At 64.3% G+C, this 9911-nt stretch carries 11 protein-coding genes; 4 read left to right on the forward strand and 7 right to left on the reverse strand.

What is annotated here, in order from left to right:
- Nucleotides 1–177 precede the first annotated feature (177 nt).
- Nucleotides 178–714, forward strand: a complete 537-nt coding sequence (gene ppa / locus ACE3S9_RS09130) for an inorganic diphosphatase (protein ID WP_374546139.1) — start codon at nt 178–180, stop codon at nt 712–714.
- Between the two features lie 83 nt (nt 715–797).
- On the opposite strand, the gene ACE3S9_RS09135 is transcribed toward ppa, so the two are convergent.
- Nucleotides 798–1931 carry a DegT/DnrJ/EryC1/StrS family aminotransferase gene (locus tag ACE3S9_RS09135; protein WP_374546140.1) on the reverse strand — a complete coding sequence of 378 codons (1134 nt, stop codon included), beginning with the start codon at nt 1929–1931 and terminating at the stop codon, nt 798–800.
- Nucleotides 1932–2263: 332 nt separating this feature from the next.
- On the opposite strand from ACE3S9_RS09135, the gene ACE3S9_RS09140 reads away from it, so the two are divergent.
- The gene (locus tag ACE3S9_RS09140; RefSeq protein ID WP_374546141.1) at nt 2264–3202 is read left to right on the forward strand and encodes a Gfo/Idh/MocA family protein; all 939 of its coding nucleotides are present in this window, start codon (nt 2264–2266) and stop codon (nt 3200–3202) included.
- A 202-nt stretch (nt 3203–3404) separates the two neighbouring features.
- On the opposite strand, the gene ACE3S9_RS09145 is transcribed toward ACE3S9_RS09140, so the two are convergent.
- The 5 genes from ACE3S9_RS09145 to ACE3S9_RS09165 all read right to left on the reverse strand — a co-directional run bounded on the left by ACE3S9_RS09145 (nt 3405) and on the right by ACE3S9_RS09165 (nt 7268).
- A complete protein-coding gene (locus tag ACE3S9_RS09145; protein ID WP_374546142.1) occupies nt 3405–4241 on the reverse strand; it encodes a nucleoside phosphorylase in 837 nt (278 codons plus the stop codon).
- Nucleotides 4238–5503 (reverse strand): MFS transporter, encoded by a 1266-nt coding sequence (locus ACE3S9_RS09150; protein ID WP_374546143.1) that lies wholly within the window; start codon nt 5501–5503, stop codon nt 4238–4240. Before ACE3S9_RS09150 ends, ACE3S9_RS09145 begins: the two co-directional genes overlap by 4 nt.
- 157 nt (nt 5504–5660) lie before the next feature.
- Nucleotides 5661–6014 (reverse strand): DsrE/DsrF/TusD sulfur relay family protein, encoded by a 354-nt coding sequence (locus ACE3S9_RS09155; RefSeq protein ID WP_374546144.1) that lies wholly within the window; start codon nt 6012–6014, stop codon nt 5661–5663.
- A gap of 95 nt (nt 6015–6109) precedes the next feature.
- The gene (locus ACE3S9_RS09160; protein WP_374546145.1) at nt 6110–6475 is read right to left on the reverse strand and encodes an SHOCT domain-containing protein; all 366 of its coding nucleotides are present in this window, start codon (nt 6473–6475) and stop codon (nt 6110–6112) included.
- A 58-nt stretch (nt 6476–6533) separates the two neighbouring features.
- Nucleotides 6534–7268: an MBL fold metallo-hydrolase gene (locus ACE3S9_RS09165; RefSeq protein ID WP_374546146.1), complete on the reverse strand. Its 735-nt coding sequence runs from the start codon at nt 7266–7268 to the stop codon at nt 6534–6536.
- 122 nt (nt 7269–7390) lie between these two features.
- On the opposite strand from ACE3S9_RS09165, the gene ACE3S9_RS09170 reads away from it, so the two are divergent.
- The gene (locus ACE3S9_RS09170) at nt 7391–8071 is read left to right on the forward strand and encodes an ArsR/SmtB family transcription factor (RefSeq protein WP_374546147.1); all 681 of its coding nucleotides are present in this window, start codon (nt 7391–7393) and stop codon (nt 8069–8071) included.
- Between the two features lie 252 nt (nt 8072–8323).
- Here ACE3S9_RS09170 and ACE3S9_RS09175 read toward each other — a convergent pair whose 3' ends face one another.
- Nucleotides 8324–9034: a L,D-transpeptidase gene (locus tag ACE3S9_RS09175; RefSeq protein WP_374546149.1), complete on the reverse strand. Its 711-nt coding sequence runs from the start codon at nt 9032–9034 to the stop codon at nt 8324–8326.
- 275 nt (nt 9035–9309) lie between these two features.
- Between ACE3S9_RS09175 and ACE3S9_RS09180 the strand changes: the two genes are divergently transcribed.
- Nucleotides 9310–9660, forward strand: coding sequence for a DUF6665 family protein (locus ACE3S9_RS09180; RefSeq protein WP_374546148.1), 351 nt, complete (start codon nt 9310–9312; stop codon nt 9658–9660).
- Nucleotides 9661–9911: the final 251 nt, after the last annotated feature.

A 9911-nucleotide genomic window follows, 5' to 3' on the forward strand; every position in this document is an offset into this window, starting at 1 on the left:
GCGGCGAGCCGATCCGCAAGGCCAGCGAATATTTCGGCGCCGAAAAGCTCGGCCGCCTCGCCCTCGGCTTCGGCGCGCTCGGGAATTAATCGTCCTCGAAATGAGCGGAAAGTCCGGGTTGCCTTTTACGGCCTCGCCTGACTAATGGGCGGCAGTTCGCAACCATCGGAGAGCGCAATGCGTCTTGACGCCATTAAGACCGGCAAGAATCCCCCGGAAGATGTGAATGTCGTGATCGAGGTTCCGTTGGGCGGGGAGCCGATCAAATATGAAATGGACAAGGAATCCGGCGCCCTGTTCGTGGACCGCTTCCTCTATACGCCGATGCGCTATCCCGGAAATTACGGCTTCATCCCGCACACCCTGTCGGACGACGGCGATCCTTGCGACGTTCTGGTGGCGAACACCCGCCCGATCGCGCCCGGCGCCTTCATCAATGTGCGCCCGATCGGCGTGCTGAAAATGACCGATGAGGGCGGCGGCGACGAAAAGATCATCGCGGTGCCGAGCCACAAGCTGACCAAGCGCTACGACAGCGTGCAGAATTATACCGATCTGCCCGAGATCACCTGGAAGCAGATCGAGCATTTCTTCTGCCATTACAAGGATCTCGAACCCGGCAAATGGGTCAAGTTCGCCGGCTGGGGCGACGCCGAGGAGGCCAAGCGCCTGATCGTGGAATCGATCGAGCGCGCCAAGATCGAAAAGAAGTGACGGAACGTCCCATCCGGGACCCGCGCATGAAAAACCCGCCGCGAACGCTCGCGGCGGGTTGTTTTTTTAGCCGTCCAGGCAGTTCAGCCGAGATGTTTGACCGCCGCCGCAATGATGCGCTGCTGCGCCTCCGGCTTGAGATAGGGATGCATCGGCAGGGAAATGACCTCCTGCGACAATTGATCGGTCGCGGCGAGGCGGCCGCCGACGCTGGGGAAAGCCTTGTACGCGGTCTGACGGTGCAGCGGGACGGGATAATAACAGGCGGTGGGAACGCCCGCGTCCCGCAGCGCCGCCGCGAAACCGTCGCGCTGGCCGGGCTTGAGACGGATCGTATATTGCGCCCAGACGGACTGGGCGTCCGCGATCACCGCCGGCGGGATCGCCACGCTCTTGAGGCCCTCGGCGTAACGCGCCGCAATTTCGTCGCGCGCCGCGATTTCCTCGGAAAAAATCGCCAGCTTTTCGAGCAGGATCGCCGCCTGGATCGTGTCCAGCCGTCCGGTGACGCCGAGGCGGACATTGTCATATTTGTCCGTCCCCTGGCCGTGCACGCGGATCGAGCGCAGCACACCGGCCAGTTCGTCGTCATCGGTGAAAATGGCGCCGCCGTCGCCATAGGCGCCAAGCGGCTTGGCCGGGAAGAAACTGGTGGTGGTCGCCACGCCGAAAGTCCCGAGCTTGCGGCCCTTGTAGGTCGCGCCGAAAGCCTGGGCGGCGTCGCACAGCAGCCAGAGATTTTCGCGCGCGCAGATCGGCGCGAGCGCGTCATAATCCGCCGGCTGGCCGAACAGATCGACCGCGATCACCCCGACCGGATCGAGCCCGGCGGCGCGGGCCTCGGCGATCCCGGCCGCCAGCGAGGCCGGATCCATGTTGAAGGTGTCGGGCAGCACGTCGACGAAATAAGGCGTCGCGCCGAGCAGAGCCACGGCCTCGGCGGTCGCGGCGAAGGTAAAGCTCGGGCAGAGCACGGCGACGCCGGGCTTCACGCCCTTGGCCAGCAGGACCATGGTCAAGGCGTCGGTGCCGCTGGCGCAGGAGACCGTATGTTTCGCGCCGCAGAAGTCGGCGAGCTGCTTTTCGAGCTCGAACACTTCCGGCCCCATGACATAGGCGCCATGAGCGATGACCTTGCGGACCGCGGCGTCGATCTTGTCGGCGATGCGCGCGCGTTGCGCCGCGAGGTCGATGAAGGGCATCATGGGCGCAGACATTCAGACGACTCCTCAGGACAGACGGCCAGGAAACGGAAGCCAGGGAAACAGGCGGCTTCGACCGCTGCGGGGCCTATACGCCGCGAATCGCCCGGCGTCACTAGGCAAAAGGCCTGAAAAGCGTAGCCGGGACGGTTTGTCGCGCGGCCGAAGCGCAATCGTCGCCAAAGGGTTGGCGAAGCGCCCCCTCCGTGCTAAGGGCTGCCCGGCGCGCTTGCGGGCGTCAACCCCGCCAGGCGGGCCATCGATTGATTTTCGAATTCTCGAACTTCGGATTGTCGCGCCGCCGCCGCTGATCCGCGGATTAGCAGCGCCGTGCGTAAGGGGCGAACATGACCATCAATATTTCCGTCATCGGCCTCGGCCCCTGGGGCCAGACTCTCGCCAATAAATTCAATGCCTTGCCGGATTTCGCGCTGAAAAGCACCTATGACCATCATGAGGAGCGTCGGGCCGGGCAGGCGCAGCAGGCGCCGTCGCTCGACGCCATTCTGGAGGACGCCAGCATTCACGCCTGCGTCGTCACCACGCCGAACGACACCCATGCCGATCTCGCCAAAACCCTGCTCGAAGCCGGCAAGAACGTGCTGATCGCCAAGCCGCTGGCCTCGACCTCGGCCTTGTGCGACGACGTGACCGCGCTCGCCCGCGCCAGGGGGCTGGTGGCCATGACCGGCCATACCACCTTGTTCAACCCGGGCATCTTGCTGGTGAAAAAGCTGGTCGCGGACTCCGGGCGCCCGGTGCTGCATTTCGACGCCCGCCGGCGCGGAATCGGGCGCATCCAGAAGAACAGCGTGCTGCTCGACCTCGCGGTGCATGATCTCGCCAACGCCATTTTCGTCTCGGGCCAGCATCCGGCCTCGGCGCGCCACGCCCGCCGCGCCTATGGCGGCTGCCCCGCCGCCCAGGCCCAGATGTTCCTGCGCTTCGACGGCGGCATGACCGGCCATGTCGAAAGCAGCTGGATCGCCTCGGAGCGCCGGCGCACCGCCACCGTCACGCTCGACGGCCTGATCGTCGAGCTGGACGAACTGACCGGCAAGGTCAGCGTCTATGAATCGACCGGGACGGAGCGCCTCGCCGCGGATAATTTCACGGCCGCCAAGACCGCCGAATATCAGGTCGGCGCCCATGACGCTCTGGCCGACGAACTCGCCGCCTTCGGCCGCTTCATCCGCGACGGCGGTTTTCCCGAGGAAAACGCCCGCATCGCCCGGTCGGTGGTCCACGCCATCGAAATCAGCCAGGACCTGCAGGCCTATTCCTGAGCGCAACGCAGGCGGCCCCTCAGTTTGAGTTGGAGGTCGGGCGGGAAGCAGTCGTCGCCTCAATGGCCCATTTGCGGCGGAGAGCGGAAGGCCGCGAGCGTCGCCCGCAAGGACAGGGACGGCCGGAAAGCGGAAGTTGAATGAATGGCCGGTCCCAAGCGGGAAGCCGTCTTAACCGGGCTGTTTAATAGCAAGGCCGCCATTATTCGGCTGAATTCCCGAGGCTCAAACTCGCCACATGGCAACCGCGCGCGATCAGGTCGATGACCTCTAGCGATGTGCTTGCGCCGTTAGCTGCACCCTTTTCGAAGTCGCCCTCGATCTGACCCATTTCATTGGTGACGTGGGCAATGCAAATCACGGGTCGGCGTCGCGCGCTGGCGAAGGCACAGAGCGCCGCCGCCTCCATTTCCACAGCGAGGACCCCTTCGCTACGCGCCGCGTCGATGGCGGTGGCTGTTTCGCGGTACGGCGCGTCGGTCGTCCAGGTCGCTCCAACTTCAGCCGGCATTCCACCTCGCCGAAGGGCGTCTCGCGCGGCATCAACCAACCTCGCATCGGCGAGACTGTAATCGGCCGGAGGCAGATAGTGGTAGCTCGTTCCCTCGTCGCGCAGAGCGCGATCGACGACAAAATAGGATGGAAGAGAGGTCTCGGCGATCCGGCCGGCCGAGGCTATGCTGATCAGGAGCCGACAGCCCGAGGCAAACAATTGCTCGGCGACCAGGACCGCGAAGGCGGCGCCGACAGCTTGGCCGACAATACCGTAAGCCTGCCCATTTTCATCGAAGACGTGAAGATCGGTGTGATAGCAGGCCCAGGCGGACGACCGCGTGGCGCGTCCTTCCGCGACAAGATGCGCGACGATGTCGCCGTCTGGATCGAGGATGCAGATTTCGGGAACCGAGCCGGCTTGCAGGCCTTTTTGCCGGCGCGCCTCCCTTAATAACGCCTCCGGCGTGAAGACTGAATCGGCTTCGGGGCGCTTGTTGCGCAGGATTGGCGGGAGGCGCGTTTCCTGCTCGGGTTCGACTTTCATCGCGGATTCCTCACGCCGTGGACTGGCTCGCGCTCCTTCATGATGATGGCGACGATGGCTCCAGAAACGAACGTCAACGCGCCGACGGCGTTGATCGCGGCGGGGGCGCCGAAGAAATCCGTGATGACGCCGGCCGAGAGCGCACCGATCGCATAGCCCAGATCGCGCCAGAACCGATAGACGCTGAGCGATCGCGCCCGCCAGGCGGGATGGGAGGCGTCGGACACCGAGGCGATCAGCGTCGGATAGACCATGGCGGTGCCGAGCCCGAGCAGGATGCTGGCGACGAACCACCATCGGAACTCACGGGTCGCCGCCGTCAGGAACAGGCCGACGGCCTGCACCCACATGCCCGCCGCGATCAGCCCCTTGCGGCCCCAGCGGTCGCTCAGGGGGCCAGTGACGGTCTGGAGCGCGCCCCAGACCGCCGGATAGACCGCCTTCAATATGCCGATCCGCTCGACGCCAAGTCCGAAGGCGGTGAAGAACAGCGGGAAGATGCCCCAGCTCATGCCGTCGTTCAGATTGTTGACGAGGCCGGCCTGCGACGCCGCGAACAGGTTGCGGTCGCCGAACGAGGTGCGGCGGAAGATTTCCCAGAAGCCGGCCTTTTCGGCCGGGGCGGCGTGATTGGCCATTTCGAGGCGAACGTGATGGCGGGTGTCGCGCACCAGCAGTATCGAGCAGGCGAGGCCGAGAACCGCATAGGCTATGCCGAGGTAGAAGGGCTGCGGCCGGAGGCCGTAATGCTGGGCGATGTAGCCGGTGAAGAAGGCCGTCAGCCCGACCGAGACATAGCCGGCGAATTCATTGAGGCCGACGGCGAGGCCGCGCGATTTCGGGCCGACGAGGTCGATCTTCATGATGACTGTCATCGACCAGGCGAAACCCTGGTTGATCCCGAGAAGGGCGTTGGCGGCGACGATCCAGCCCCAGCTTGGGCCCCAGCCGATCATGAAGGGGGTCGGCAGGCCGATCAGCCAACCCAGGATCAGCATGTGCTTGCGGCCGTAAATATCGGCGAAATGGCCGGAGACGAGATTGGCCAGCGCCTTGACCACGCCGAAGCTGACGATGAAGGACACCACGATCGTGGTGGAGGCGATCTTGAACTCCTCCGATCCGATCAGCGGCACCACTGTCCGCTCCAGTCCGACCATGCCGCCGACAAAGGCGTTGACCAGAACGAGCAGCGCAAACTGGCGCCAGTTTTCGCGCATGCCGAGACGCACGGAAGAATGAGCCGGATTTTGTTCAGACATGGCCGTTCTCTTCGAACTCATGTGGATCGGATCGCCATAGCGATGAAGGCGGCGCCGATCATCGTGCGCCGACCGAGCCAGGGATCGAAAGGCGCCATGACGCGCGCCAGCCAGCCTGACGGTGGGAAGAACATCGCGCCTTGCGTCGCGGTGACCGTCAGAAAGTCAGCACCTTGTCGGCGGCGATCGTTTCGGCGGCCAGTTCGTCCATCGTGCTGCGCCGCGCGCCTTCCAGCAGTTCGGCCTCGGAAAGGCCGCGCGCGTCCATGCAGGTTCCACAAAGCAGGACCTTCCCCTTCCCTGCGAGGACCCGCTTTAGCATCCGCTCGACGCAGTAATAGCCCTCCGGCGTCTTTTGTCCCGCCTTCGCGGAAGGGACGGCGTCAGCCATCAGGAAAAACGTGACCTGAACCGCTGGGTCTTTTTTCACCAGCGCATGCGACAGCCGCAGGGCGTTATAGACGCGCTCCGACCCGTAGGGCGGATCGTTGATGATGAACAGGAATTTCATGATCCATTTCCCCATGGACGATGAGCGGCGAAGTGACGCTGGTCCTTTGACTCCTCCGGCCTCACCGCGGATCGATGTGCGTTACGGGGAAGGTCTCATTCTCCAAGCACACGACGGCGCTGTTCGTATTCTTCCTTCTCGATTTCGCCGCGCGCGAACCGTTCCTTGAGAATGTCGAGCGGCGTGCGCTCCGGCGAGGCCTGGCGCGGAGGCTGCATCCAGCCCGAGGAACCGAAGAGCGCGCGCACGATGACAACCGCCACGGCAATGGCGAGGGCGAGACCAAGGATCATGAACAGCGGACCGAAGATCATCCCGGACCATCCGCCATGCCAATACATCATGTGCGGACCATAGCCGTATTGGTCCGTTCCTGTCGGCTGCTGCGCCCAAGCCAAACTGGGCGCCAGCGCGAAGGCCGAGACAGCCATTGCGCGCGCGGTATCAAAGATGTTTTTCATCGGTCCTCTCCCAACCGCATGACCGGTCCTTCCAAACCGTGTGAGGGCTAGACTCTCGTTACGTTGTCACGAGGCCCGCATTGGCAGCGCGCAATTCGGCTGCGCCGGGCGGCGGCGGCGGAACGTCCTTCGACATGGCGCGGACGAATTCCTCTTCGTCGGCGATGCGAAAGGCGGCGTTGTGGCGCTTCTCGAAACCGATGGTGGACATAGGCCGGCCGCTCAGGCTGCGACCGCAGGCCGAGCCGGCGAAGGCGCCGGGCAGAACCTCGACATAATCGGGCAGCGCCTTCAGCCGGCCGAGGCTGCGGAACAGCTTGCGCGCGCCGGCGTCAAGCGAGGTGGCGAGTTCGGTGCGGCCGACGTCGCCGACCATCAAGGTATGGCCGGTCAGGACAAACCACGGCTCCTGCGCGCGAGTGCGGTCCGCCACGAGCAGGCAGATGTGCTCGGGCGTATGGCCGGGCGTATGCAGAACCTCCGCTGTGACATTGCCGAGCGGCAGCGCGTCGCCGTCTTTTACACCGCGGAACGCCGGCTTGGCGTCCGCGCCAGCGAAAAGCACATAGTCCGCACCGGCGGCTTCCGCGAGTTTCCAGCCGGACGACGCATGATCGGCATGGATGTGGGTGTCGACGACAAAGAGAATCCGCATCCCGGTTTCCTCGGCGGCCTTCAGATAAGGCTCGATGTCGCCGACCGGGTCGACCACAGCGGCTGACGCCTTGCCGCCGCAACCGAAAAGGTACGAAATGCCGACAGGGTTCGTGTGCAGAAACTGCCTGAGGATCATGAAAGGCTCCGATCTTCACCGCGCGGCGGAAGAGTGCGCTTCGCCTTGCCCAAAACGATGGTCCACTTGTCGCCAAGGCATTATTCAATTATTCTATTGAATATTTCTACGAGATGAACCCTATGTCAAGCCTTTCTCCCAAGAGCGCGTTGTTCGCGCAATTCGCGGAAATCGCCAAAGCCCTCGGCCACGCCCACCGGTTGACCATTCTCGAATTGCTGGCGCAACGCGAGCGCAGCGTCGAGGATCTGGCTGCGACGGCGCGGCTGTCCGTTGCAAACGCCTCGCAACATTTGCGTCTGATGCGGAGCGCCGGCTTGCTGGCCTCCCGGCGCGACGGGAAACAGATCCTCTACCGGGTCAGCGACACCGCCGTGCTCGATCTGGTGACCGCGCTGCATCGCGTCGGCGAGCGCAATGTCGCGGAGGTGCGCGAAATCGTAAGCGGCTATTTTCGCCAGCGCGACCAGTTCGAGCCCGTTTCGCGCGAGGAGCTGGCGCGCCGGATGCGCGATGGCCTTGTGACCGTGCTCGATGTACGCCCCGAGGACGAGTTCGACGCCGGCCACCTGCCGCAGGCGATCAATGCGCCGCTGCGTGAACTGGACGAGCGTTTGCGTGAATTGCCGAAGGAGCGCGAAATCGTCGCTTATTGCCGCGGCCAATATTGCGTCTTCGCCTTCGAGGCCGTGGCGCTGCTGCGCAGGCACGGTTTCACGGCCCGGCGTCTCGAAGATGGTTTCCCGGAATGGAAAGCCGCTGGCCTCCCAATCGCAATAAATGGAACGGACGCGCTTGGCTGACGCGATGCTTTAGGGGCGACGCCCCGCCTAAGAACAGCCTGATCCAATGGCCGCTTTGCGCCTTGCATGACGCATTGACGGCCTCGGTTCCTTCGTCGCCACTGGGTCGACATGAGGCATCCGCGGGCGATGTCCGGCATGTCTGCTTCGAGCCGAACGCGGTCCTTCCGCGAGACTCGAGAGCCCTCGCCCGTGACCCATCCCCGACTCCGGGAAAGCCGGCTCTCGGGATCTTCGTGTTGACGCCGTCGGCTAGGCCGGCAGGAGGATCACCTTCGTCTTGACCGGCGTCCGCGAATAGAGGTCGAGCATGTCCTGGGTCAAGAGGCCGGTGCAGCCGCTCGTCACGCCGGTCCCGAGCGTCTCCGGGTCGCTGGTGCTGTAGATCGTGCAAAGCGTATAGGCGCCGTTCTGATAAAGATAGAGCGTGCGGGCGCCGAGCGGATTGTCCAGACCTCCCGGCATGCCGCCGGCATATTTGCGCGCCTCGGGCTGGCGCTGGATCATCTCCTTGGGCGGAGTCCAGGTCGCCCATTCCGCCTTGCGCCCGACATAAGCGTCGCCGCTCCACAGGAAGCCCTTGCGCGGGACATTCGCGCCATAGCGCGTGGCCTTTCCATCGCCTTCGATGCGGTAGACATAATAACTGGCGGGATCGATGATGATCGTGCCGGCCGCTTCCTTGGTGTCGTAGGGCACGATCCGGCGATAATATTTCGGATTGAGCTTGGCGACATCGACCGCCGGGACCGGGAATTTCTCGTTGGGCGCCGGTCCGTAAAGCTTCGCCGCCTCGGCGCGGCTCATGCCGTCCGTCGTCTCGCAACCGGCGAGCCCCAGCGCGCCGAGACCCGCAGCGGAGCCGATCAAAAACGACCGGCGGCTGAGACGCCCCGACTGAAGCCCGAGCAGGGCTCCCTCTTTTCTTTCGCCGGCGCCGGCAATCCCGTCGTCCATGGTCATGATGTTGGAGCTTCCCATGTCCTGTCGCCCGACCAGAGCATTTTCGGACGTAACCCGCTGAACGTCTCTGCTAAACTGTGATTACCGTTACACGGCTCGGCTGGCAAGCACGGGCCTTTGTTGCGCGGGGCTTGCCGTACGCCAAAGCGATCTTCCGCCCCCGCCCAGATAACATCAAAAGGTATCAATTGTCTGACTTACTTGCCCGGGCGCCGCAGGCGGCCAAGGCGAGCGCATCGTTGCGCCTGCGGCCGATGCGGCGCTATAGGTAACGGATGTCCCGCGATTTTCGCCTCGATCGCGCTCCCATCGACGCTCTCAAATATGAGATCGCCCAGGAGAAGGCCGTTGCGCTCGGACGGATGGGGCGGGCGCTGGAAAAAGCTCTCGCCACGCTGCGAGAATTCGACGCCGCCCATCCGCGTTCGGCGGCGCCGGCGTCAGCGCAGCCGGCGCGGCGCGTCCTGGTGACGGAGGCCGGCTACGCCCTGTGGATGCTCGTGGTGCAGCGGGAGGCCTGCGGCCTGCGCGACAGCCACGCGCTCATGCGCGACTATGGCGTGCCGGGCGAGGTGCAGCAGTGCATGGGAGCGGCCCCCGCCACAGCGACGCGGGACGTAACGTGACTTACCGCGTTTCGCGCCCCATCAAGGCGCGCGTTGGCTCAAAAGCCACGCCTGGAGGCAGGCTCGGGCGAAAGCGCTGACGCTCGCGGCGCCTCGCTTTCATCCTTGGGACGGGGAGACGCCGAAACACGGCAAAGCTTGCCAAAACACGGATTTATGCAAATCCTTGCGCGAGCGGTCGCCTCAAGTGATTCGCCTGTTGGTTCCCGGGCGGATTTTGCCCTCCCGATCGAGTCTGCGTTGATCTCCTC

Origin of the sequence: Rhodoblastus sp. (assembly GCF_041915505.1) — a bacterium.
Classification (GTDB): Bacteria; Pseudomonadota; Alphaproteobacteria; order Rhizobiales; family Beijerinckiaceae; genus Rhodoblastus.

What these genes read in the sequence shown, in the direction of transcription:
- ACE3S9_RS09160 (WP_374546145.1), bottom strand. Translation starts at nt 6,475, where the DNA reads ATGAAAAACATCTTTGATACCGCGCGCGCAATGGCTGTCTCGGCCTTC.
- ACE3S9_RS09145 (WP_374546142.1), bottom strand. Translation starts at nt 4,241, where the DNA reads ATGAAAGTCGAACCCGAGCAGGAAACGCGCCTCCCGCCAATCCTGCGC.
- ACE3S9_RS09165 (WP_374546146.1), bottom strand. Translation starts at nt 7,268, where the DNA reads ATGATCCTCAGGCAGTTTCTGCACACGAACCCTGTCGGCATTTCGTAC.
- ACE3S9_RS09155 (WP_374546144.1), bottom strand. Translation starts at nt 6,014, where the DNA reads ATGAAATTCCTGTTCATCATCAACGATCCGCCCTACGGGTCGGAGCGC.
- ACE3S9_RS09150 (WP_374546143.1), bottom strand. Translation starts at nt 5,503, where the DNA reads ATGTCTGAACAAAATCCGGCTCATTCTTCCGTGCGTCTCGGCATGCGC.
- ACE3S9_RS09180 (WP_374546148.1), top strand. Translation starts at nt 9,310, where the DNA reads ATGTCCCGCGATTTTCGCCTCGATCGCGCTCCCATCGACGCTCTCAAA.
- ACE3S9_RS09170 (WP_374546147.1), top strand. Translation starts at nt 7,391, where the DNA reads ATGTCAAGCCTTTCTCCCAAGAGCGCGTTGTTCGCGCAATTCGCGGAA.
- ACE3S9_RS09175 (WP_374546149.1), bottom strand. Translation starts at nt 9,034, where the DNA reads ATGACCATGGACGACGGGATTGCCGGCGCCGGCGAAAGAAAAGAGGGA.
- ACE3S9_RS09135 (WP_374546140.1), bottom strand. Translation starts at nt 1,931, where the DNA reads ATGTCTGCGCCCATGATGCCCTTCATCGACCTCGCGGCGCAACGCGCG.
- ppa (WP_374546139.1), top strand. Translation starts at nt 178, where the DNA reads ATGCGTCTTGACGCCATTAAGACCGGCAAGAATCCCCCGGAAGATGTG.
- ACE3S9_RS09140 (WP_374546141.1), top strand. Translation starts at nt 2,264, where the DNA reads ATGACCATCAATATTTCCGTCATCGGCCTCGGCCCCTGGGGCCAGACT.